General features: G+C 44.5%; 25 protein-coding genes. 12 read left to right on the forward strand and 13 right to left on the reverse strand.

What is annotated here, in order from left to right:
* Nucleotides 1-226: 226 nt before the first annotated feature.
* Nucleotides 227-583, reverse strand: coding sequence for a 50S ribosomal protein L20 (rplT, locus tag AB8P72_RS12305; protein WP_058369591.1), 357 nt, complete (start codon nucleotides 581-583; stop codon nucleotides 227-229).
* 131 nt (nucleotides 584-714) lie between these two features.
* Nucleotides 715-912, reverse strand: a complete 198-nt coding sequence (gene rpmI, locus AB8P72_RS12310) for a 50S ribosomal protein L35 (RefSeq protein ID WP_011281253.1) — start codon at nucleotides 910-912, stop codon at nucleotides 715-717.
* Between the two features lie 357 nt (nucleotides 913-1,269).
* On the opposite strand from rpmI, the gene hisIE reads away from it, so the two are divergent.
* The 6 genes from hisIE to AB8P72_RS12340 all read left to right on the forward strand — a co-directional run bounded on the left by hisIE (nucleotide 1,270) and on the right by AB8P72_RS12340 (nucleotide 6,973).
* On the forward strand, nucleotides 1,270-2,118 hold the full coding sequence (hisIE, locus tag AB8P72_RS12315) for a bifunctional phosphoribosyl-AMP cyclohydrolase/phosphoribosyl-ATP diphosphatase HisIE (RefSeq protein WP_369958297.1): 849 nt from the start codon (nucleotides 1,270-1,272) through the stop codon (nucleotides 2,116-2,118).
* A gap of 188 nt (nucleotides 2,119-2,306) precedes the next feature.
* Nucleotides 2,307-2,546, forward strand: coding sequence for a Sec-independent protein translocase subunit TatA (tatA, locus tag AB8P72_RS12320; RefSeq protein ID WP_144297674.1), 240 nt, complete (start codon nucleotides 2,307-2,309; stop codon nucleotides 2,544-2,546).
* Nucleotides 2,547-2,571: 25 nt separating this feature from the next.
* Complete coding sequence (tatB, locus tag AB8P72_RS12325; protein ID WP_193030994.1) at nucleotides 2,572-3,285, forward strand: Sec-independent protein translocase protein TatB; 714 nt, start codon at nucleotides 2,572-2,574, stop codon at nucleotides 3,283-3,285.
* Nucleotides 3,285-4,163 carry a twin-arginine translocase subunit TatC gene (tatC, locus tag AB8P72_RS12330; RefSeq protein ID WP_193030992.1) on the forward strand — a complete coding sequence of 293 codons (879 nt, stop codon included), beginning with the start codon at nucleotides 3,285-3,287 and terminating at the stop codon, nucleotides 4,161-4,163. The genes tatB and tatC overlap by 1 nt, the downstream gene beginning before the upstream one ends.
* 224 nt (nucleotides 4,164-4,387) lie before the next feature.
* Nucleotides 4,388-5,887 carry a UvrD-helicase domain-containing protein gene (locus AB8P72_RS12335; protein ID WP_191690735.1) on the forward strand — a complete coding sequence of 500 codons (1,500 nt, stop codon included), beginning with the start codon at nucleotides 4,388-4,390 and terminating at the stop codon, nucleotides 5,885-5,887.
* A 66-nt stretch (nucleotides 5,888-5,953) separates the two neighbouring features.
* Nucleotides 5,954-6,973 carry a tRNA dihydrouridine synthase gene (locus tag AB8P72_RS12340; RefSeq protein ID WP_369957815.1) on the forward strand — a complete coding sequence of 340 codons (1,020 nt, stop codon included), beginning with the start codon at nucleotides 5,954-5,956 and terminating at the stop codon, nucleotides 6,971-6,973.
* A gap of 73 nt (nucleotides 6,974-7,046) precedes the next feature.
* Here AB8P72_RS12340 and AB8P72_RS12345 read toward each other — a convergent pair whose 3' ends face one another.
* Nucleotides 7,047-7,472, reverse strand: a complete 426-nt coding sequence (locus AB8P72_RS12345) for an MAPEG family protein (RefSeq protein ID WP_193030988.1) — start codon at nucleotides 7,470-7,472, stop codon at nucleotides 7,047-7,049.
* A gap of 14 nt (nucleotides 7,473-7,486) precedes the next feature.
* Nucleotides 7,487-7,900, reverse strand: a complete 414-nt coding sequence (locus tag AB8P72_RS12350; protein WP_193030986.1) for an OsmC family protein — start codon at nucleotides 7,898-7,900, stop codon at nucleotides 7,487-7,489.
* 549 nt (nucleotides 7,901-8,449) lie between these two features.
* Between AB8P72_RS12350 and AB8P72_RS12355 the strand changes: the two genes are divergently transcribed.
* Complete coding sequence (locus AB8P72_RS12355) at nucleotides 8,450-8,971, forward strand: RNA pyrophosphohydrolase (RefSeq protein WP_068403735.1); 522 nt, start codon at nucleotides 8,450-8,452, stop codon at nucleotides 8,969-8,971.
* A gap of 63 nt (nucleotides 8,972-9,034) precedes the next feature.
* Here the strand turns inward: AB8P72_RS12355 and AB8P72_RS12360 are convergent, their stop codons facing one another.
* Complete coding sequence (locus AB8P72_RS12360) at nucleotides 9,035-9,853, reverse strand: NRDE family protein (RefSeq protein WP_369957816.1); 819 nt, start codon at nucleotides 9,851-9,853, stop codon at nucleotides 9,035-9,037.
* 35 nt (nucleotides 9,854-9,888) lie between these two features.
* A complete protein-coding gene (locus AB8P72_RS12365; protein ID WP_238059921.1) occupies nucleotides 9,889-11,499 on the reverse strand; it encodes a DUF4139 domain-containing protein in 1,611 nt (536 codons plus the stop codon).
* Nucleotides 11,500-11,679: 180 nt separating this feature from the next.
* Between AB8P72_RS12365 and lgt the strand changes: the two genes are divergently transcribed.
* The 3 genes from lgt to AB8P72_RS12380 all read left to right on the forward strand — a co-directional run bounded on the left by lgt (nucleotide 11,680) and on the right by AB8P72_RS12380 (nucleotide 14,132).
* Nucleotides 11,680-12,564 (forward strand): prolipoprotein diacylglyceryl transferase, encoded by an 885-nt coding sequence (gene lgt / locus AB8P72_RS12370; RefSeq protein WP_193030982.1) that lies wholly within the window; start codon nucleotides 11,680-11,682, stop codon nucleotides 12,562-12,564.
* A 79-nt stretch (nucleotides 12,565-12,643) separates the two neighbouring features.
* The gene (locus AB8P72_RS12375; RefSeq protein ID WP_193030980.1) at nucleotides 12,644-13,516 is read left to right on the forward strand and encodes a thymidylate synthase; all 873 of its coding nucleotides are present in this window, start codon (nucleotides 12,644-12,646) and stop codon (nucleotides 13,514-13,516) included.
* 43 nt (nucleotides 13,517-13,559) lie between these two features.
* The gene (locus tag AB8P72_RS12380) at nucleotides 13,560-14,132 is read left to right on the forward strand and encodes a dihydrofolate reductase (protein ID WP_369957817.1); all 573 of its coding nucleotides are present in this window, start codon (nucleotides 13,560-13,562) and stop codon (nucleotides 14,130-14,132) included.
* Between the two features lie 109 nt (nucleotides 14,133-14,241).
* On the opposite strand, the gene uvrC is transcribed toward AB8P72_RS12380, so the two are convergent.
* Nucleotides 14,242-16,086 carry an excinuclease ABC subunit UvrC gene (gene uvrC / locus AB8P72_RS12385; RefSeq protein ID WP_369957818.1) on the reverse strand — a complete coding sequence of 615 codons (1,845 nt, stop codon included), beginning with the start codon at nucleotides 16,084-16,086 and terminating at the stop codon, nucleotides 14,242-14,244.
* A gap of 202 nt (nucleotides 16,087-16,288) precedes the next feature.
* Nucleotides 16,289-17,812 carry a DUF3360 family protein gene (locus tag AB8P72_RS12390; RefSeq protein ID WP_193030975.1) on the reverse strand — a complete coding sequence of 508 codons (1,524 nt, stop codon included), beginning with the start codon at nucleotides 17,810-17,812 and terminating at the stop codon, nucleotides 16,289-16,291.
* 425 nt (nucleotides 17,813-18,237) lie between these two features.
* Between AB8P72_RS12390 and AB8P72_RS12395 the strand changes: the two genes are divergently transcribed.
* Nucleotides 18,238-18,795 carry a DUF4442 domain-containing protein gene (locus AB8P72_RS12395; RefSeq protein ID WP_369957819.1) on the forward strand — a complete coding sequence of 186 codons (558 nt, stop codon included), beginning with the start codon at nucleotides 18,238-18,240 and terminating at the stop codon, nucleotides 18,793-18,795.
* Nucleotides 18,796-19,043: 248 nt separating this feature from the next.
* On the opposite strand, the gene rplS is transcribed toward AB8P72_RS12395, so the two are convergent.
* From rplS to rpsP, 4 genes are all read right to left on the reverse strand, one after another.
* Nucleotides 19,044-19,466 (reverse strand): 50S ribosomal protein L19, encoded by a 423-nt coding sequence (gene rplS / locus AB8P72_RS12400; RefSeq protein ID WP_068403752.1) that lies wholly within the window; start codon nucleotides 19,464-19,466, stop codon nucleotides 19,044-19,046.
* Nucleotides 19,467-19,671: 205 nt separating this feature from the next.
* Nucleotides 19,672-20,436 (reverse strand): tRNA (guanosine(37)-N1)-methyltransferase TrmD, encoded by a 765-nt coding sequence (gene trmD, locus AB8P72_RS12405; protein ID WP_068403754.1) that lies wholly within the window; start codon nucleotides 20,434-20,436, stop codon nucleotides 19,672-19,674.
* Between the two features lie 62 nt (nucleotides 20,437-20,498).
* The gene (gene rimM / locus AB8P72_RS12410) at nucleotides 20,499-21,032 is read right to left on the reverse strand and encodes a ribosome maturation factor RimM (protein ID WP_068403756.1); all 534 of its coding nucleotides are present in this window, start codon (nucleotides 21,030-21,032) and stop codon (nucleotides 20,499-20,501) included.
* Nucleotides 21,033-21,244: 212 nt separating this feature from the next.
* Entirely contained in the window at nucleotides 21,245-21,514 is a 270-nt protein-coding gene (rpsP, locus tag AB8P72_RS12415) for a 30S ribosomal protein S16 (protein WP_068403757.1), read from the reverse strand.
* 427 nt (nucleotides 21,515-21,941) lie between these two features.
* On the opposite strand from rpsP, the gene AB8P72_RS12420 reads away from it, so the two are divergent.
* On the forward strand, nucleotides 21,942-23,414 hold the full coding sequence (locus AB8P72_RS12420) for an ATP-binding protein (RefSeq protein ID WP_068404246.1): 1,473 nt from the start codon (nucleotides 21,942-21,944) through the stop codon (nucleotides 23,412-23,414).
* Nucleotides 23,415-23,499: 85 nt separating this feature from the next.
* On the opposite strand, the gene AB8P72_RS12425 is transcribed toward AB8P72_RS12420, so the two are convergent.
* Complete coding sequence (locus tag AB8P72_RS12425) at nucleotides 23,500-23,679, reverse strand: hypothetical protein (protein ID WP_068404248.1); 180 nt, start codon at nucleotides 23,677-23,679, stop codon at nucleotides 23,500-23,502.
* Nucleotides 23,680-23,682: the final 3 nt, after the last annotated feature.

Raw genomic sequence — 23,682 nt, forward strand, 5'->3', positions numbered from 1 at the left:
AAAGGCGTGTGATATAAATGGCTTGAATATTTAGACAATGAAAGGTGCAACTTCACTAAAAACGTTTTACATTTTTGCGGTGTAAAACTGGCTGTAAAATAATTTAATATAAAAAAAGCCACCGACCAGCGGTAGCTTTTATTAATATCGTACTATTAATCAATATTAGTGCTATCCATTTAAGCAAACACTCAAAAAAGCGGAATACTTAAAGGATAGTTAATATTTAGGCTAATTCCGCTTTTGCTTTTTCAACTAAGGCGGTGAAAGTCGCTGCATCATGCATAGCGATGTCAGCAAGTACGCGACGATCGATAGCAATGTTTGCTTTTTTCAAGCCGTTGATAAGGCGGCTATAGCTTAAGCCGTTTAAGCGTGCACCAGCATTGATACGTGCAATCCAAAGACGACGGAAAGTACGTTTTTTGTTGCGACGGTCACGATATGCATACTGACCAGCTTTGGTCACTGCTTGTACCGCTACGCGATAAACACGTGAACGAGCGCCGTAGTAGCCTTTTGCGCGCTTTAAGATTTTTTTGTGACGGCGATTTGCCTGTACACCACGTTTTACACGGGCCATAAATTACTCCAAGATTTTTTAATCATTATTAAACGAATCACGATGTCATCAAATAATTAACTAATAGACATCGTTATCAAATTGCAAAGTCAAATATCTTTAATTGATTAAAGCTAAATGACGATAGGCTATTAGATGTATGGGCACATACGACGAACTGCTGCTTCGTCAGACTTGTCCACCATCTTTAGACCGCGCAACTGGCGAATACGCTTAGCTGATTTCTTGGTCAAGATATGGCTTTTGAATGCTTGTTTACGCTTAAAGCCGTTCGCTGTTTTTTTGAAGCGTTTAGCGGCGCCGCTTCTGGTTTTCATCTTAACTTTCATGATGATTTGCCTCTTTGTCTTTGATAGAACCTGGTCGTCAAATAGTAAAAACGAATAGTCGCTTTAAAAACAAGCACTAAACGGCTATTTGCCTCGAGGTGGGAGGCGCTATTTTAGCAGATAGTACGCTGTTTTGCCAAGGAAAGTTTTAATCGCTACTTTATAGGGTGCGTTAGTTGCTATTAAATACACTACGCGCAAAACGTGCTGCTGTTATAATTGCGCTTTATTTCCTGCATTAACATATTGAATGTCAGCGATAGCTGTGTTTAAGTAGAGATTGAGCGCTATTTTTACTACTTTCTTTAATACCGTTTACCCCTTTCTCATTACTTCTTATAAGACGACTGATAGATGATGACTTTACCTGCTTGGCTTGCTGCCGTAAATTTTAATACTGCTGGTTTGATTCCTGCGATTGCTCAAGACTATGTATCCGGACGTATTTTGATGATGGCGTGGATGAACGCCGAATCCCTGCAATTGACTGCCGAAACGCAGACAGCGGTGTATTTTTCGCGCTCGCGTGGCAAGTTATGGCATAAAGGCGAATCGTCTGGGCATACCCAGAGCGTGCATGATATTCGTCTAGATTGCGACGCTGATGTGATTGTACTGAGCGTCACGCAAGCGGGCGGTATCGCTTGTCATACTGGCCGCGAGTCTTGTTTTTATCAGCGTTTAGATTTGTCTGGGCAAACACCTGAATGGCAAACCGTCGATAAAGTATTAAAAGACCCAGCAGAAATTTATCAGACAAACGCCGCTGCAAAAGCCACGCCTAAAATTAATGAAGCGGCGGCGGAAGATATAGACCATTCGCACACCCATCAAAATAACAGCCTTGCTACCACTCATTCTATTTTGCAGGAGCTTGATAAGGTATTGGCCGAGCGCAAACAAGCGGACGCTGACAGCTCTTATGTGGCAAGTCTATATGCCAAGGGTCTCAATAAAATATTAGAAAAAGTAGGCGAAGAAAGTACCGAGAGCATCATCGCGGCCAAAGACTTAGCCAATTGCGATGAAAATAGCGACAAAGCCCAGTATGACGAAGCGCGTCACGAGCTGATTTATGAAGTTGCTGATGTTTGGTTCCATACTTTAGTGGGCTTGGCATGGTTTGATATAGAATCAGAAGCGGTATTAAATGAGCTAGGCCGACGTTTTGGTCTGTCAGGTATTGATGAAAAAGCAGCGCGCTAGCGTTTTTAAGCTTAGCCATTACCCTGTTTGATTATTGTTGCTTTCACCTTTTTGTCATAACGGCAGGTTATAATAGTGTGACGTGTTACTTCTCATAAGCTGTCGATAGCTTTTGTGTACGACAGCAATATTCTATACACTCAACGTATTCCTATAAAGACTGAAAACCAAGACAGAAGGATAGCATCATGGGTAGTTTTTCCATTACGCATTGGCTGATTTTATTGGTGGTGGTGGTGGTCGTATTTGGCACCTCCAAGCTAAGAAATGCCGGTAAAGATTTGGGCGGCGCGGTCAAAGGTTTTAAAGACGCCGTTAAAGATGAAAATACTGAACATGCCAAAAAGCAAGTTGTGCTTGATCATGACGGCAACGCGCACCCTGAAGAGCGAACAACCACTAAGGTTGATGATAAGCATAATGTATAGCATTTAACAGTGGCATTGAGACATTATGTTTGATATCGGATTTTCAGAATTACTGCTTTTTGGCGTCATCGCCTTAATCGTTTTGGGGCCAGAAAAACTGCCCCAAGCGGCGCGTACGGCTGGGCAATGGTATGCCAAAATTCGTCGTACGGTGTCTACTTTGCAGTCTGAAATCGAAGCGGAACTTGACTTAGCAGAGACACGGCAGCAAATGCAAAAAGAGCTGGCTAAAATTCGTGAAACTGAAGCTGAAATGCGCCGTGAGATGGCAGAGATGCGCGGCAGTCTGCAAGAATTTGAATCCTCGCAAAACCAGCATCTTAAAGCTGCGCATCGAGTTAATACTGCTAAAGTGGATAGTGATAGCAATAAAATCGACCATGAAAAAGACGATCATTCATTAGCAACGCCAAAAGAATTTGACTATACCTATGACAATGATGGGTTAGATAAAAAGTTAACAGAGTCTGAACTTTCAGAGAGTCAAGGTAATGATGATAGCGACACTCAACACATCACTACACAAACAACGCAAAGCAACATTCAAAATATCAGCACCAAACCCTGGGAAAACATGTGGTTTCGTCTTGGCGCTTATGATAAAGCAAGGCGTCTGCCGCAGCCGCCCTACCTGCCCAATTATAAAGCCGATACGTTATTAAATAACCATTTAAATAAACCATCGATTAACAAATCATCAATTCAGCAGGCTTCTGCCAAGCAGCAGGAGAATGATTAGTGGATTTATTTAAGCGTAAAAAAAGCCGTCAAGAAAAATTAACGGCTACAGACATCGATGCTATTACAGATGCGGCCACAGATGCCGCTGCGCATGATGACTCTGGTGATATCTTAAGCTCAATGGCTGATATGCCGATTACTGAGCATTTGATTGAATTGCGCCGGCATCTGATTAAGATATGCGTCGCGGTACTGGTGATATTTTTGGCGTTGGTCGGATTTTCACGCGAGCTCTATGATTTTTTATCTGACCCACTGGTCGCCCAGTTACCCGCCAAATCAACGATGATTGCGACCGATATCACCTCTAACTTTATGGCGCCGATACGTCTGAGTATCTTTGTGGCGGCATTTCTGGCAATGCCCTATATCTTGTATCAAATTTGGTCGTTTGTTGCGCCCGGCTTATATAAAAAAGAGAAAAAAGTCGCTATTCCCGTATTAATGTCTTCGATATTTTTATTTTATGCGGGCGTAGCGTTTGCTTATTTTATTGTGTTAAAAGGCGTGCTTAAGTTCTTTATCATGTTTGCGCCGCAAAACGTCTTACCGATGACAGATATCGACAGTTATTTAAGCTTTGCGCTCAAGCTGTTTATGGTGTTTGGGCTTACCTTCGAGATTCCAGTGGTGACTTTACTATTGATATTGGCGGGTGTCGTCTCCATTCAGAGTCTAGAAGATAAACGCCGCTATATTATCGTCGGCTGTTTTGCCGTTGCAGCGGTCGTTACACCGCCTGATGGCGTATCAATGTTGATGCTCGCCATTCCGATGTGGTTATTGTTTGAGCTGGGATTGTTTTTAGCGAAAGTTTTAATCAAAGAAGAACGCAAACTGACTTTGACAGACGATATAGAGTTGAAGAAAGAATAACTTTACTTATCAGGCACTTATTCAAAAAGCAGCCAACACGCTAATCTGTTAATATAACTTTCTTATTTAAATAGCTTTCTTATTTAAGTCGCTCAGTACTACCCTCAGTGTTAATGAGTGTCTCAATATCACCGTTATTATCAGCCGTCAGCCATTGTTTATGCAGTGGCTTTTTTTACCGCCGCTAATCTTGACTCCATTCTAGTTTTTTAGGTAGCTTTATTATGTCCGCATCGATGCCAGCTTATATGAGCGATCCCACTGATGAGCAGCTGAACGCGCTAAACATGGCAATGGATCACAAGTCATTTAAAGTGGTCGCTTATGCGGGTGCAGGGAAAACCACGACGCTCAAATTAATCGGTGAGCGTCTGCGCGGTCGCGGCTTGTATTTAGCCTTTAACAAAGCCATTGCCAACGATGCGCGGCAAAAATTTCCCGGTCACGTCGATTGTCGCACGTTTCACTCATTAGCCTACCGTCACGTACCACGTGATATTACCGCTAAATTGTCGTTACCAAGATTTTCACCCAAGCGTTTGGGTGATGATTTAGGCTTACAACCGGTACAAGTACGTCGGCAAATGGATGGGGTGAATAAATATATTACCCTCACGCCAGCGCGCTTGTCGCGGTTTGTCAGTGATGCGGTGAGCAATTTTTGTAGTACCCACGCCAGCTATCCTGCCCCAAGGCATCTTGAATTTCCAAGCTGGCTTGCTGAGTCAGATAGCGAGCAGTTGCGCGAAATGCTCTACCCTGCTGTTGAACAGCGCTGGTTACAGTCGATTGATGCGCGCCATCCGGCTGGTATCGGCCATGATATTTATCTTAAATTGTGGGCCTTATCGAAGCCGAGCATTCCTGCGGACTTTATCTTGTTTGATGAAGCGCAAGATGCCGATCCGTTGATGATGGGGATTTTGACCCAGCAGCCACGGCAGGTGATTTATGTCGGCGACGCCCATCAGCAGATTTATGAGTGGCGCGGCGCGGTCAATGCGATGAAAAAACTGCCGTTGCCGCAAACCTTATTGACCCAATCGTTTCGTTTTGGCGAACCAATTGCTGAGATTGCTAATACCTTGCTTAAAGCGTTACAAGAAGACGTACCATTAAAAGGCAATCCTAATAAGCAATCGTCTACTGAAAAAGGTATGGTGCATAGTAAAAAAGATGCCATTCTTTGCCGTACCAATGCGGCGGCGATGTCGCAATTGCTAACAGGTTTAAAACTTGGTCATAGAGTTGCTCTGCAAGCCGATACCGATCGTATGCTTAAATTTTGTCAGGCAGCCGAAAACTTAAAAAATGGCAAATCGGCGTATGGCGTGCCCGAACTGGCGTATTTTTATAATTGGGGTGACGTCCAAGAATACTCTGAAACCAATGAAGGCAGCGACCTTAAAACCTTGGTGAAGTTGGTCGATGACCATGGTACCAATGTGTTGACGCAGGCAGTTAACAGCCTAACCCGTATCGAAAATGCTGATTATGTCATCTCAACCGCGCATAAAGCCAAAGGGCTTGAGTGGGGCAAAGTGCAGCTTGATGATGATTTTTATTATGACGTGACCACCAATGCGGTCAAGATTAGCCCAGAAGAACTGCGTCTGCTCTACGTTGCGTGTACGCGCGCGCAAAGCAATTTAGATATTCATAATATTAAAGACTTGGTATCAGGACTGCAGACAGGGAAAAAGGTCATTTTTGGTAATACTTAATCTGCCCGTCTATCTCTCACCTCATCGCCTTTGCCGACCTCTTTTTATAACATTGACTCTCCGATCATGAATCATAATCAACAACTTCAAACACGCCAAAACACCATACAGCAATTATTTGCCAATCCTGTTCGCCTGCTTGCGCCCATGGAAGGCTTAACTGATCCTTTGATGCGCCAAATCCTAACCCAAATTGCGTCAGACTTGGGTCGCCCTTATGATTGGTCGGTCAGTGAATTTATTCGCGTCACCCAAACTGTCTTGCCAGCACATGTATTTTATAAATACGTGCCAGAGTTGCATCATGATGCCAAAACCATATCTGGTACACCGATTCATATTCAGCTGCTCGGTAGTGACGCGCAATTGATGGCAGAAAATGCCGCTTATGCTGCCGAGCTTGGTGCGCCAGCGATTGATATCAACTTTGGTTGTCCGGCTAAAACGGTTAACAGCCATCGTGGTGGCTCAGTGCTACTTGATGAGCCTGACGTGATGTATGAGATTATCAGCGCCGTACGCCGAGCCGTACCCGCTCATCTTCCCGTATCCGCAAAGATTCGCTTGGGTTATACCGATACCAGTCGCATGGACGATATCAAAGCAGCGATTGCTGCGAGCGGCGCCGATTGGCTAACCATTCATGCGCGTACCAAAACCCAAGGCTATAAGCCGCCCGCTTATTGGGACAAAATCCAAAATTTTAATACGCTTGCGATACCAGTGATTGCCAATGGTGAGATTTGGAATAGTGAGCACGCACAAAACTGTATGACGCAGTCAGGAACCCAGCATCTGATGCTTGGTCGCGGCGCTGTCACCCGTCCTGATTTGATTGCCAAGATTGATGCCGATAATAACGACACAAAAACGCTGACAGCCTTAGCATGGCAAGATTTAATTACCCATCAGATTAAATTTTTAGAGGGTACGGCGAAAAATGATGTGGTGTTGGTCGGGCGTTATAAGCAGTGGCTTGGTATGCTAACCAAGGGTTACGCTGAGGCGCAAACCTTGTGGGAACGTATTAAAAGAGAAAAAAATAAAGCGGTGATTATCTGGGCGCTGCAAAATAGCACATGCTAATAATCAGCGCTTTATAATCGATATTGTAAAGGTGTTAAAAATAAAAATATCAAAGACTTACAGCAGCAATAAGCTAAAAACTGACCCGTATCGCTAAATAAAACAACATCAATGAGCAAGCCATCGAAAGCACCCAAAGAATAGAACGAAAGGTCGCTAAATTGGCAATATAAGCCACGCAAAAACCAATACGAATCAGCACATAAAGCCAAGCGATGGTATTAATAATTAATTGCGGCACAAAAAACAGCATTGCTACCAATACTGCCGCCAAAAATATAGGCAAGGTCTCATAGCTGTTTTGCTGGGCAGCATTGGCCCGCGCGGCAGCTCCCGTCGTCCCTTGTAAGAAATCACGCGGATGGGCATTGTCAGCCAAATTAAAACCGCCAAGCGCTTTTGCTGTCAGCGCCATCGCCAGTGGCAGCAGACTTGCCACCACCATCGCCCAAATAGCCGCTGCTGCACTATCGGGAATCAACCCAAAGAATAGACTCATCAGTATACTTGCCCCTATCCTGCAATCACTTCAAAATCGTGAGTCACATTGACGCCGCCCTGCACCAGCATCCGGCTGGCTGAGCAATATTTTTCGGCCGACAGTTTGATGGCTTTTCCTACTTGGCTTTCTTTGACTTCTTGTCCGGTCACGATGAAATGCATATGAATGTCAGTATAAACTGCTGGAATAGTCTCAGCCCGCTGAGCGGTCAGCTCACAACGTACGTCGGTCACTTGTTGGCGCGACTTTTGTAAAATTGCCACCACATCGTAGCTGGCACAGCCACCAAGTCCTAATAAAATTAGCTCCATAGGACTGGCGCCCTTTTCTTTATCAGCATCGATTTGGACGTTATGTCCTGATGGCGATACGCCCATAAAGGCTTTATTTTCTTGCCACGTGACGCTTGCTTTTGACTCTGACATCTTAGATATTCCTTGTTTTAATTACTACGATTTTGAATGCGCATGCTTCTTAATTCATATGCTTTTTAATTTGACATGAATTTTCATTTGAATAGTAACGGTTTCTTATTTTTTGAAATACAATCTATTTTTAAAAACACTGTCTTTTGTTAGTGTAGCATAAGCAAAAACCAGATTTATGACGCCCTTTCCTTGTTTGCCTTTTCTTGCTTACCTTTTATAAACCGCTACCTTATTTATGCTTTAACAATAATATTCGATATTTAAGTATTTATACACCTATCGTTACCGCGACTTATCATTATTAAAAAAATCCGCGGAATTTACTAACAAAAGTGTGCTTATAACTGATTGATTTTAAAGTATTAATCTTGTGAAACATTTTATAGCAAAATACTGTTACACATTTTGGTTGTTTCTTGGTTTAATAACGGTAATGAATCTTATTTTGTCATAGTACTGATGGTCATCACCCTATAATAACTATGATTGCTGTCGTTGTACCTTGTCGAAATAAGCTATTTTTAAATAATTTAAAAGGGTTTAGTCATGATAGATGCAGACGGCTTTCGCGCCAATGTCGGCATCATCTTGGCAAATACACAAGGGCAAGTTCTGTGGGCAAAACGTATTGGTCACAACGCTTGGCAGTTCCCTCAAGGCGGCATCGACCGCGGGGAGACGCCGATGGATGCGATGTATCGCGAGCTCTGGGAAGAGGTCGGTTTACATCCGCGTCATGTGGATCTACTGGCGGTCACGCAAGATTGGTTGCGTTATCGTTTGCCAAAACGCTATGTGCGTCATGGGCAGTATCCTTTGTGTATTGGGCAAAAACAAAAGTGGTTTTTGCTGCGCTTAGATGAGCCGAATACTCAACATATCCGCTTTGATGAGGGTAAACCAGAATTTGACCATTGGCAATGGGTCAGCTACTGGTATCCACTCGGACAAGTGATTCATTTTAAACGCGGGGTATATCGTCGCGCCTTGCAAGAATTGGTGCGCGAACTACCGCTTAAACAAGAACTGATTATTCCAGAACAAAACAACCATTTGTTGGTGGAATAAGTATTCAAACAGAAAACAAATTCCCCTATTGATAGCTATTATTCATAGGGGAATTTTTTTATATTAAATTTGCCTATGCTGGCATTCACGGCTAATAAGCGCTGCTTTGATTTTTTTGTCTGTCCTATCTTCTTTACGTAAGGTTAAAATACTTTGCGTCCGCGTTCCATAGCTTGGCATGGCTGTTTTATTCATACTACTCAAATCAGCAGACTCAATATAAATAGAGGACAGTGCGCGCTCAATCTGCTTAGCGACACCTGTTTCGGGTAATTTATTTTCTGGCGCTGGCGTGTTATCCGACATCACGGCAAACGCCGCTGCTTGCCAGTAGTCAAGGGCGCTGTTCTCGCTAATCAATGGCAACACCTCTTGGCGTAACCGACCGCGTAGGCGTTCGGTTTTAAACCACGCTTCTTCTGGCTGACCATTGGATATTACGTACAATCCTGTATATAACGGCGTCGGTGCATGACCACGATTATTGACAATGACCGCTTGCGCCGTATCGCCAATAACAAGGTTAAAACCTGCGTAATCTTGCAAACTGATTTGCCGAGCAAATTCCAATGGGTTTAAAGTGCTGGTCAAAAAATCGGTGACCAATTCGCCACGTGAGCGTTCGTCATTACTTGCTTGTACGCCATCACGAAAATTTAATACCGCCGCCCAACGTCCGTTTTGCTCGTAAAAATCGCCCTGTTGCTGTTGCTGTATGCCAAGCCATGTGCCGCCACTTTGCTTATCGCGCCCTGCATAAATAGGCTTATCCTCCCATTGATGCAGCGGATCTGTTGGACGCTGTAAAAACTCATCACGGTTGGACAGTAAAACCAACGGCAACTCATCAAATAACTGCCAAGCAATGGCGACGATACACATAGTTTTCCTTGATATAAATATTAAATTATTAGCGCTTAGTTGGTATTCAGCTTTTTATCAGCAGGGTAGCTGATTTGATATGTTGATTGCAGCACTTGTGATTGCTTACTTGGCAAATCAAACTCCCAAGCGACCATCCCTTTATTATCATTCCAGTCTTTTTGGCTAATCGCTGGGGTATGCGCCGCCATGACTTTAATACTATCGTCGCTGCTCACCGGCTCAGCACTTAACACCTGCAAGCGCACGCTGCGATTGTGCTGATTGGTAAATTGATAGGCCTGAGTAATGGTTTTAGTTTGCTGACGGTTAAATACGCCTCTATCACCTTGTTTATTCTCGTCGGTCAGCTGCTTGACCAGCAAACTTGGATCAATACCGAAGCCAATACCCTGCTCTTTTAGGGTTTGATAATTATAGCGCGACTGTCCGACATAGTTATTATCGCGATATAGCTGCAGTGAGCCATCTGCCCAAGTAGGCGTCAAGAATGGCGCGGATGCATACCAATAAGCGGCGGTCTCGGCACTTGGTGTGCTGCGTAGCCAAAGTTTGCTAGTGCCAGACTGCTCATCGATGACCGTACGTACGCGCCGACCATCACTAGGAATACTGACCCGCTGCGGCAAGCGATATTCGGTGATGCCGTTTTTGTTTTGGCTGCTTACCGCAAAGCTCGGTAGCGGCGGCATATTTCCAGTACCGCTATAGCTATCACTATCTACGACGAGCACAGGAGACGCTTCCATCTCCATCATCGGCGCTGCATAACGAGACAATTTGGCTTGTTGCTGCTCTTCATATAATGACAAGCGCTCAACGCGTGGCAGCTGACTGGTAGTCGTTTGATTGGGATTTACGCTACTTAAAATAACAGGCACGTTGTTCCAATTCTCGCCAGTTTGTTGAGCGATGATGGCAGAAGCGGTAATATTCAGCTGCTTACTGTCGGTATTTAAGCGCGCTTGATAGGTCGGCTCCCAACTGGCGCCGCGCACTTGATAATGCAGTTTAACCGTACTTGGCGTGCGACTGGCGGTGCGAACACTAACTTGGGTCACGCTATTCTGTTTTGAGGTCGTACTACCCGCCAGCAGCTGATTGAGCGCATCTTTCGCTTGTGCCTCGCGCTGCTGTAGCTCGACAATCTTTTTATTAATATTGGCCGCTTGTGTCTCTAAATCACGGGCGTTATTGGCCAATGTGCCAGCCGTATTAATTTGCGTCACTTTGGTCAAATTTTGCAGATAGGCTTTGGTTAAGCGTGCTGCTTCTAATTCAGCGCTGATATCGGCAAGAGTGTTTTTCTGGACTTGTACTTTGGCGTCGCCTTGATATTGGCCATATTGACATTGCGCCGCTTGCTCAGCGCTCAAGGTTTCGATACTGACTTCACCGACATTAACATTACCTAGTGCTTGTACGCTAATGCTATCAGCGTCAATGTTCGGCGATAAACAAGAAAAGACCAGCGTTTGCTCGCCACTGCCATTGATTGGCAAGGTACGCGTGACGCTGGCTAAGCCTTGATAAATAGTAATATTTTCAATATTACTCAGCGCTGCTTGGGCATTAATAGGAATCCATAGCGTCAAACTTGAAGCCATGATGCCGAGCAAGGATAATGTTGGTAAAGGCAACTGCATAAGGATTCCTTAGAAATTGAAGCACTTTTTTTCATCTTATCGGTTTTTGCTCCGATTTGCTATTGATTCCATGTGCCATTCCCTTATCCATTTATTTATCGATAAACTTATCATAGTATTCGCAAGGGATGAATTTTGCTATTATGGGCCACACTCCATTATCAATAATATGATGCCTTTATGATGATTCATCCTCAGTTCGACCCCGTAGCGCTGTCCTTGGGGCCAGTAGAAGTGCACTGGTATGGTTTAATGTACTTATTAGCCTTTGCCGCCGCTTATGGCCTTGCATGGTATCGCAGTAGCAAACGCGATGGCTGGACTACCGATATGGTGTCTGATTTGGTCTTTTTTGGTGCCCTTGGTGTCATTTTGGGCGGCCGTATCGGCTATGTATTGTTTTATCAATTTGGTGAATTGCTACAAAATCCTGCGTATCTGTTTAGGGTATGGGAAGGCGGCATGTCGTTTCACGGCGGTATGATTGGCGTCTTATTAGGCATGTTATATTTTGCCCGTAAATATAAAAAGACCTCTTTTCAGGTGCTCGATTTTATTATTCCTTGTGTACCAACGGGTCTGCTGTTTGGGCGTATCGGCAACTACATCAACGGCGAGCTATGGGGACGCGTTTCAGACGGTGGCTATAATTGGCTGACTTACTTTCCGCAAGCCGCAGCATTTGATGCGCAGCAATTACAAACCAACCCTAAATTACAATCGTTAATGCTTGAGGTCAATGGCCAGTATTTATTGCCGCGTCATCCATCGCAGCTCTACGAAGCGCTTGCAGAAGGTCTGCTGCTATTTATCTTTTTATGGTGGTATTCCTCAAAACCGCGTCCCCGTATGGCAGTCTCGGCTATCTTTTTATTAGGTTACGGGCTTAGCCGCTTTATTATCGAGTTTTTCCGTCAGCCCGATGCCGACCAAGGCTTTATTTTACTCGGCTGGATGACCAAAGGCCAAATATTAAGCGCGCCAATGATTATTATTGGTCTCATCATGCTGGTTTATGCTTATAGGCGTGGCATCTATGATTGGGGTAAACAGGCGGCTTATTAAGCATTAATTACCAAGTAAGATATTAAAAACACGTTTAAATATTGAATGCTATATTTGAATCAGGCAAAAGAGTAGTTTTATGACCAGTAATTATCATAACAGTAAAAATGAGCAAGCCTATTTAGACTTGCTAAAATATGTCATGACGAATGGCACTGAAAAAGGCGATCGTACTGGCACTGGTACGCTAAGCCACTTTGGTGCGCAGCTACGTTTTGACTTAGCCGATGGATTTCCCTTATTAACCACCAAAAAAGTCCATTTTAAATCGATCGTTTATGAGCTCTTTTGGTTTTTAAGTGGCAGTACCCACGTTGATTATCTGCAAGAAAATAACGTGCGTATCTGGAACGAATGGGCGACCGCTGACCAAACCGCGCGCTTTAACCGTCCTGCTGGCGACTTGGGTCCCATTTATGGTCATCAATGGCGCAATTATGGCGCCACCAAGCGGAAAGACGGCAGTTATGAGAACGATGGCGTCGATCAAATCACTGACGTGATTGAACAAATAAAGACCAATCCCAACTCGCGCCGCTTAATCGTCTCTGGTTGGAATCCAAAGGAAGCCGATCAAGTTGCCCTGCCGCCTTGCCATACCTTATTTCAGTTCTTTGTCGCAGACAATAAACTGTCCTGCCAGCTTTATCAGCGCTCAGCGGATTTATTCCTCGGTGTGCCGTTTAATATCGCCAGCTATGCCTTACTGACTCATATGGTGGCGCAAGTATGCGGCTTAGAAGTCGGCGAATTTGTTTGGACGGGCGGCGATTGTCATATTTACCAAAACCATCGCGAGCAAGTTGAATTACAACTGACGCGCTCGCTGTATGAGCTGCCAACCTTAACCCTAAACCCTGACATCAAGGATATTTTTGCCTTTACCTTTGACGATATCAGCGTTGAGGGTTATGAGTCGCATCCAGCTATTAAAGCCAAAGTTGCCGTCTAAATTTAATCGCTTTACTTTTAAAAGACCATAAAAAGGATAGGTTATGAGCTATGCCAATACCGAAGTTGCCCAAATCGCGGCCCTCAGTCGCAATCGCTGTATCGGCAAAGGGAATGAGCTGCCGTGGCATATCTCAGCTGACTTGCAGCATTTCAAAAATATGTCGACCAAACAAAGTGACGGCGCGATACAAGGTATCGTCATTATGGGTCGTAAGACTTTTGAGTCGATGGGCAGCAAGCCGCTACCAAAACGCATCAGCTTTATTATCACGACCCAACTAGACTACGCCGAGCAAAATAACTTAGTCGGTAGTGAAAAGGCTTATGTGATGCACAATTTAGACGATGCGCTGACACAAGCTGCCAGCCTTGCTCATGGTGCGCACCTTGATACCATTTGGGTGATTGGCGGCGAGCGGGTCTTTAGTGAGGCGATGATGTATACCGACCGCGTCGAGCTGACACATGTCGATACTGATATTAAAGATGGCGATGCCTTTTACCCTGAGCTGCCAAACGAGTTTGTAGTCGTAGCAGAATCTGAGCAAAAACACGATGAAAAAAGTGGCTTAGATTTTAGGTTTGTGACTTATAAAAGAGAAAATGCCGAATAATAATTGTAGTTTATTAAAATAAAAAAAGCTGTCCTAGATAATTCTAAGACAACTTTTTTATTGTTGGGCTTTATGAGCACAAACTTAAATTTAGCCCATACGGCTTAAACTACTCATGCAGCACTTTATAAATCGTTTTCGCTAATACCGGACCAATCCCCTGCACGCCAGCCAGCTCCTGCTGCGATGCACCAAGCAATTGCTGCATACCGCCAAAGTGATTAAGCAGGTCACGGCGACGCTTTTCGCCAAGCCCTGGAATTACTTCTAGCACCGATGAGGAACGGCGTTTATCGCGCTTTTTACGGTGCGCGGTAATGGCAAACCGATGCGCTTCATCGCGAATATGCATCAACAAATGCAGCGCTTTGCTATCCATCGGCAAGTCAAGCGGCTCGTGATCGATAAAGTGCAATACTTCCAAGCCTGCTTTACGCCCTTCACCTTTTGCCACACTAATGAGCAACGTATCATTAAGAATATCCAACTCTGTGAGTACTTCTTTAGCAATACCAAGCTGACCTTTACCACCATCAATCAGCAATAAATCCGGCAATGGCTGCTTCTTATAACGCCGCGTCAGCACTTGCTTCATCGCCGCATAGTCATCACCACCTTGGATATCATGAATCGCATACTGACGATAATCACGGCGACGCGAACCACCTTGGTCAAAGACCACGCAGCTACCGATGGTCGCCTCGCCCATGGTATGCGAGATATCAAAACACTCGATACGGTCAATGGTTCTATCGGTGACATCAGCTAAAACGTCTTTCAGTGCCCCAAAGCGGGCATGCAATTCTAGATAATCGCCGAGCTTGGTTTTTAGGGCATTATTGGCATTGAGTTTGGCCAAATCTAACCATTCAGCGCGGTGCTCGCGAACGTTGGTTTTAATGACCGTCTTACTGCCAAAGTGGGTTATCAATGCTTCACTAACAGCTGTTTGATCCGGCAGCTCATGGCTGAGTATAATCTCAGCTGGCAAATCATCGGTTACTTGAAAATAAAACGAAGTAATAAATGCCGATAAATTATCGGCAAGTGGCTCACTGCTATCGATATCGGGAAAATAGTTTTTACCGCCAAGCACACGCCCGCCGCGCACAGTCAGCACATTGACACAGGTCATGCCCGCCTGACTGGCAATCGCAATCACATCCGCCTCACCTTCTACGGTATAGACGGCTTGCTTCGCTTGGACTTCGCGCAGCATAGAGAGCTGATCACGATAAAAGACCGCCTTTTCAAAGTCTAAGGCTTCCGCTGCGCTCTCCATCTTTTTAATTAACGTCTGATGAATATCACTCGAGTCGCCTTTTAAAAAACGAATGGTATTATTAACGTCCTCGGCGTATTCTTCTTGCGACACCAAACCAACGCAGGGCGCACGGCAACGCTTAATCTGGTATTCAAGGCACGGGCGTTTACGCTGCTTAAAAAAGGTATTGGTACATTGACGCATTTGAAACATTTTTTGCATGAGCACCAGCGTCTCTTTCGCCGCATGAGCCGATGGAAACGGCCCAAAAAAGCGACCTTTTTGGTGATTGCCTTTACCGCGACCATAAGCCAATCTTGGATAGGGCTTATCCGCAGAGATAAACACATAAAGGTAAGACTTATCATCACGCAGTAGCACGTTATAAGGCGGACGATGCTCTTTAATCAGGTTTTGCTCAAGTAATAGCGCTTCGGTCTCACTACGGGTAATAATGGTTTCGATATTATGAATTCGTGCGACTAAGGCTCGAGTTTTTGGATGGTCAATGGTCTTAGCAAAGTAGCTATTGACGCGACTTTTAAGCGATTTGGCTTTGCCAACATAAAGAATATCGCCGTTTTTACCCAGCATTTTATATACCCCGGGTAGATTTGGCAGGCGCTGAATTAAATGCTTAAGGCGGGCTTTTTTATCGTCGACGGGACTCGATGCGGAGACATTGACCATAGAATTTTTAACTCTTAAATTAGGGCTTTAGCATTAGTACAGAGTAAAAGAAGTACAGAGTAAAAACAGCACATTGTAAAAACGTAATTAATATCATATGTATGGGGCAACAGCAGGCATTTTGCAAGCCAAAAACTGGCTTAACCAAAGTCATAAAAAAAGCCAGCATCGAAGCTGGCTTTTTATGGAAAACGTTAAAAATCTAGTGACGGAAGTTTGGCAAAAGCGCTGGGATACCGGGCAACATGCCGACGATAGCCATCACTGTGGTTAAAATGACAAAGGTCACCACAGGAATAATCCAGCGACTCATTTTTGTTAAGCTAGCACTGCGCTCTTTTGAACCAATCAAGCCTAAGTTATCCAGCACCAAAGTAATCGACCAACCAAAGGCTGGATTGACCAAGGCAGAAGCAAAGACGACAATCGCCGCAGACTGCGTGGTTTTACCTTCGCGGGTCATCTCCATACCCGCTTCAAGTAGCGGGATAAAGACGCCAACAATCAACGCCACACACATTACCGGCTCCCAAATGGCTAAATCCATGGGGTAACCCCAAACACCAGCAATAATACAGAATAATCCCGTTAATACCGCACCGGCTGGAATAGGACGCTTCGCAATTGCCGCTGGTACAATATAGGTGCCCCATGAAGAAGCGAAGTTAGCACCACCAAGCACAGAGCCTGCCACCTGACGAATAGAGGCGCTGGTCATGGTGTCATCGATATCCATCAGCACACGCTCAGTACGTTTTGGATAGCTTATTTTTTGAAAGACTTGATGACCTAAAAAGTCTGGTGACCACATAGCGACTGCCAACACCGCAAATGGCAACACCACGATAAAGCTTTCGACAGTCGGCAAGCCTAACATCCAGCCGGTGTTTTCGCCCCACCAATACATTGGATTCATATTTGGTAGGCCGGGTGCGGTTTTAAAGGCAAATGGCGCGCCCATCGCAAAGGCAACTCCGCCGCCTAACAAGCAGCTGAGTGGCACCGCCAGCCAGCGTTTTTGGTAATTCTCTAACAGCGCGTATAAGATAATCGTCAGTAGAATCACCACAAAGGCGATATGCGACATACCAATCCCTTCCGCCCAAGCAAATAGGTTTTTGACTTGGGAGGTGGTGCCGATAAAGCCTAAATATAGCAGTAGGCCGCCGCACACGCCTTTACTGGTCAAGTTCGCTAGCAGACTGCCGCCTTTACTAATGGCAAGTAGCAAACCAAAAGCACCGATTAGTAGACCAAAGGCCATCGGATGACCACCCGCGGCAACGACGATAGGAATCAGTGGAATCAGTGGGCCGTGCGTACCAGCAAGGTTAGCAGTCGGTAGCAGGAAGCCTGAGAATAAAATCACAAAAAACGCCACGATAAGCAATTCATAACGCACGTTTTCTAGCACAAAGGCATCGCCCAAACCAAGCGGACCAGCAAAGGTTGCAGCAATGGCGCCCACCATCACCACTTTACCGATGGTCGCTGCCATTGCCGGAATCGTATCTTCATACTCAAAACGATAATCGCGGAACGGCAAATTAGCACGCCAACGTTTTGGTTGCATGATTTGCAGTTCATGATTGAGGTAGGCATTACGATTTTTAAAGCTAGCGCTGGGCTTATGTAACTCTACATAGCTGCTTTGCAAATCGTCATTATCAGAAGAGATTGGTTGCTGCGGGTTGCGCCCTGAGGTGGGAAGCTGTGTACCACTCATCACATTTCCTTATGTCAACTGAGGTTTGAGCGGCGTTATTATCCTAATATCGAGTAAATATTAAACCGCCCAAAACAAAATCCCGCTATTGTAAGACATCGTTAAAGATAATGCGAGACTTTCGCCATTAAAAGATACTACCCGCATCGTTATGAAAAATATTTTTTATGACTCAATCGTTCACACTTAGAAAATGGTAATGAATGCAAACAAGATAATGGCTTTATCGTCGCATTTGCCGTTTCGTTACGCTTTAAAACTGGCGAGCTTCATGGTTTTTCACTATGATAAATATCTTTTTATGACTCATTGCTTGAAAACTTACCTTATAAGCAACAATCCTTGCAGTCATACTTAACTTAATACAATAAAAATAACTCATACCATCAGACTAGCAATATCTAAAAAGGGAATAGGAAATATTGATGAATTTACTGCCTAAAAGACTTGAAACGCTTAAACGTAACGCGAAAAAAAATATCATGCCATTACTGACGCCCTACTTGCTTAAACTGCGTATCAACACTTATGCGCCCTACATCGGCGCTGGTATCAAGATTGAACACATGAATTTAGATCAAGGTTTATGCGTGGTCAGCATGGGCTTAAATAATTTAAACAAAAACATCGTCGGCACCCAGTTTGGGGGCAGCTTATACTCGATGGTAGATCCGTTTTATATGCTGATGCTTATGCACCAATTGGGCAGCAGCTACGTAGTATGGGATAAAAGCTCACATATTGAATTTATCGCGCCGGGTAAGAGCAAAGTCACCGCAAGGATCAAGGTTAGCAGTGCTGAAGTAATCGCTATTCAAGAGTTGGCAAAGGATGGCGAGCCCGTCTTTCGTGAATACAGCGTCGATATCGTCGATGAGCAACAAAAAGTCGTCGCTACTGTTACTAAGACTCTTTATATTCGACTGCGTAAGTACAGTAAGTCTAAAGACCAAACCAGCCGCGTAGACAATACTGAGACCTAAAACATTGAAAGCCAACATGTCACGCAAATCTTTAATGAAAACAGCATGAAAGCAGCAATTAAAGCCTAAATAAAAGCGGCAGAAACAAAAACCCCAATCTGGCATAAGCACAGATTGGGGTTTTGTCTTTTTTGGTATGGCCCGCTTATTTATAAATAAACCTATGAATAAGGGCTTGTATCTACTTTCGCCTTGCCAAGCATCAAGCGTCCAATCAGACGACTAAGCGCAGCAAAGCAAACTGGTTCTTAAATACCAGGAGCAGTATCAACTGCTTTAGGTACGCCAGCGTCAGTTTTTTTGTTTGCAGCTGGACGAGCACCAAGTTTTTCGCGGATACGGGCTGATTTACCAGAACGCTCACGTAAGTAGTATAGTTTCGCACGGCGAACTGCGCCACGGCGTTTCACTTCGATGCTATCAATGATTGGTGAATGCAATTGGAATGCACGTTCTACACCAACACCGCTTGAGATTTTACGTACGGTAAACGCTGAGTTTAGACCGCGGTTACGCTTAGCAATTACAACGCCTTCAAAAGCCTGTAAACGCTCACGCTCACCTTCACGTACTTTTACTTGAACCACAACGGTATCGCCGGGTGCAAAGCTTGGGCGCTCAATCAATTGCGCATTTTCGATGACCTGAACCAATGGATGCTTGTTGCTCATGAGAGTTATCTCCTCACATTAGATAATAGAGGCTTGACGCATATCACCTGTTTGTAATAATGAATCATAGCTATTATTAATATCTTGGATTAATAATAACTACAACGTAAATGGGTTATGACCAACGGCCATGATGCTATGACACGTTTTATTGTTGCTCAAAATATTATTGCTTAACTGTTTATGTTTTTAACCGCTATTAACGCTATTTTTTATCTGCTTTTGCCAATGCTTTGAGCCACTTTGCTTGCTCGACCGTTGGCGTAAACGCTTGCCATAAATCTGGACGCCGCGCTTGCGTACGTTCGACCTGTTGGCTAAAGCGCCACTTAGCGATATTGCTATGATGACCTGAAAGTAGAACTTCAGGGACCGCCAACCCAGCAAATTCATGCGGCTTGGTATAGTGCGGACAATCAAGCAAACCATCGACAAACGAGTCTTGCTCAGCGGATTTATCATCACCCATAATATCAGGCAGACGACGTATCACACTATCCATGAGCACCATTGCTGGTAGCTCGCCACCGGTCAACACATAATCACCAAGTGATATTTCCATATCGACATACTGCGTCAGTAAGCGCTCATCAATACCTTCGTAACGACCACATAATAAAATCATGCCGTCATACTCAGTCATGCTGACCACCCTACTCTCGCTCAGCGTCTGTCCTTGTGGTGACATATAAATCACCGGACAGTGCGCACTGTCGACACGGCAACCGTGCTGACGGGCACGCAGGCGGGCATCCTCAATCGCTTGGGATAATGGCTCAGCCATCATCACCATGCCAGGGCCGCCACCATACGGGCGCTCATCAATACGGCGATAATTATCCGTGGTATAATCACGTGGATTGATGCATTCAATCGTGACTTGCTCCTGAGTGACTGCCCGTCCCGTGATTCCAAACTCACGAATCGTGGCAAACATTTCAGGGAAAATACTAATCACGGCAAAATACATCAGATCTCTACTTGCATAAACACTGCGTGAATGACGTTTTTATCAATCAAAAGAAATTACGATTAATAATCACTTTGCCATGCCACAAGCACGGTTTTCTCAGCCAAATCGACCTCAATCACCGTTTGCTTATGCCAAGGTATCAGGCGCTCCTCGGCATCTAAACTGTCTGACGTTGCCGCGACACGCATGATGTCATGGGCTCCGGTTTCAAACATTTCAGTAATATCGCCTAAGTTTTCGTCCTGCTCGTTTATCACGCGCAGGCCAACCAAATCTGACCAATAATATTCGTCTTCACCGGTTTCTGGCAAAACGTTTTGCTCAACCCAAATGGTCACGCCATTCATGGTCTCTGCAACGTTACGATCAGGGACTTGTTCAAATTGAGCGACAATGCCCGTCCCTTGCTCGCGCCACGCCTTTACAGTTAAAGGCTTCATGCCAGTAGCAGTTTTCATCCACCAAGGCTGCATGTCAAAGATTGCCGTGCGATCATCCGTGTCACTAAATACCCACAGCCAGCCTTTAATGCCATAAGGCTTTTTTAGCTGGCCGATTTTCATAAGTGCACTAGCGTTTGGAACAGATGACATAACGGCTAACCTAACGATGACTAAAACAACAATGATAGATAAAGCAATGACTAAAGAACAAGGGTAAATACAGCTCAATCAACAGCGCTAAGCGCAATCAAAAGTAATAAACAGTTAATGGCGCACCCTGGTCAAACCAGTTACGCTATGTTTTCTAAAGTCTGTTGAGACTGCCATAGACCAGCTATCAGCGCCTCAGTGACGGTACAAACTTAAGCAGTTGCTTCAGTTTGAGCGGCAGACTTGTTATAAGCTTTTGCTAATGAAGCAACGCGATCTGAAGGTTGTGCACCTTTAGCGATCCACGCATCGTACGCTTCCATGTTTAGGCGTACTGCTTCTTCAGACTCTTTAGCGAGCGGGTTAAAAAAGCCAATGTTTTCAATGTAACGACCGTCACGCGCGCGGCGTTGATCAGCAACAACTACTTGATAAAATGGGCGTTTCTTGGCACCGCCCCGTGCTAAACGAATAACAACCATGTGAATTCTCTCTTTCGCAGGTATACCAAAAAGGGCATAATTATAGCACAGTCTTATTTTATTGAAAACATAAACCGTGCTTATTTAATTATTTATTAACAATAGCTTAAATGGCAAAGCATGTAAAATACAATTCAAAATATCTTGTTAATTTATAGCGGCAGAATGCTATTTCAGGTCTGGGTCTTCTTGCAAATTGACTATCGTAAAGCAACCTGTCTTACTATTTGATTATGCTATGCTACCAACAATAGCAGTGATAGAAATCCATAAAACATAAGCTTGTAAGCGCGCATACAGCGAGTTACTTTTTATCTAGATATTTAATTTATAGAGACATTCAATAAAAATACCTTACTTACCTGCTTTAGCTGCCATTTTAAAGAAAATCACCTTACCCATATTTTGATTAATTTTTTGGATATATATGACCACCGCAAAATCACAGCCACAGCGCAAAGGTTGGCTCGCACGCTCCTACTCTAACAGTTGGCTCACCACCTTGATGGTCGCTTTTATCGTCATTATTAGCGTCGGGGTGTCGATTTCGTTTTTTTGGCGCAGTCTGTATTTGCCAGAGCTTAAAAATCATGCGCGCTATCTGACCAGTGAATTACGCTTGATGAACAGCGTCAATAAAGACTGGAAAAATGTGCCGGCCGTCCGGCAATGGATTTATCAGCATTCGCATGTGGTGGTGGTCAATAATCCTAGCGATTTTCCGGTGATAGAAGATAAGGCGTTTGTTGGCGTCTTTACCGATGTATTGCAGCGCGAAATTGGCGCGCAACTGGGTCGTCCAGTAGAGGTATATTTTAAGTTTAAACCAACGCCGCAGCTGTGGGTGCAAGACAGTCGCGATACCAGCTTTTGGATTCGCGAGCCGGTGGTGTATTATTCGCAGTACAGTCCCGCTTTATTAGTATTGTTTTTAGTTGGCCTACCAATTTTAACCTTGCTGACCATTATTTTATTAGCGCGGCAATTAAATCGTCCACTACGCTATTTGCAGCGCGCGGCGACCAACTATATTCGCCTCGGCCACGCTACCACTTTACCGACCCATAATGGTCCCACTGAGATCCGCCAAGTCAATATGGCATTTAATCGCTTATTTACTACCCTCAATCAAGCACAAAAAGAGCGGACGATTATGCTGGCGGGTATCTCGCACGACTTGCGCACGCCGCTGACCCGTATGCGTTTAACCGCTGAGATGCTGCCTGATGAATTTTTTCGAGAAGGTTTGATTTACGATATCGAAGATATGGATGCGATTTTGGAGCAGTTTATTTCCTTTATGAAAGACGGTTCCGATGAGCCAGTGCGCCTGACCAATTTGGACACCATATTTAATGAAATTATGGTGCAATTTGCGCCGCTAGAGTTTATTTATCAATCCGAATGTCAAAAAATGGTGCCCGTGCGGCCAATGTCTATCAAACGCTTGGTGATTAACTTGGTCAATAACGCCAAACGTTACGGCAAACCGCCCATTTATTTATCCGCTACCGTGGTGCCGACATTCATAGAAAAAACGGTAGTAGAAGACAGCGATGTAGTGACTGAAAATGAGGTCAATAAAGAAGCAAAAGAGCAGTTATTGATATGCGTGCGCGACTGCGGTGCGGGCGTCGCAGAAGACCAATTAGAGCGTATCATGCAACCGTTTGAGCGCGGGGAGTCAGCGCGTACTACTCAGGGTAGCGGACTTGGTTTAGCAATTGTCGATCGTATCGCGCGTTTGCATCATGGGACGGTCGAGGCCATCAATCATCCAGATGGCGGTCTACAAGTCTGTGTTCGTATCCCACTTATTTCTAAAGTTGCCGGAGAGCCGCCATTGGCTGCTGATAATGATAAACCATTTAATGCTACTACCAATATAGACGACCAATAAAATAAATGAACGTTAAATAAATAGAAATAACAGACAACATCAGAGTGTGGCTAATAACTGATCGTTATTGGCCACTTTAATAGCCCTACTTTTTAGTACCAATAACTGGAGGAATGTACTCGGCACTATTGCTAAAGGTTAAAGGCTGGGTTATTTCTTGCTGCGCAGCCTTTAGCGTCTCAGTGCTGGTTGGCTGCTGCAAAAATAAATAATACCCAAGCGCTGCTGCGTTCAATACCACTAAACCACCAAATAAATACGGCATCCT

It is taken from the genome of Psychrobacter sp. CLB018 (genome assembly GCF_041222815.1).
Classification (GTDB): Bacteria; Pseudomonadota; Gammaproteobacteria; order Pseudomonadales; family Moraxellaceae; genus Psychrobacter; species Psychrobacter faecalis.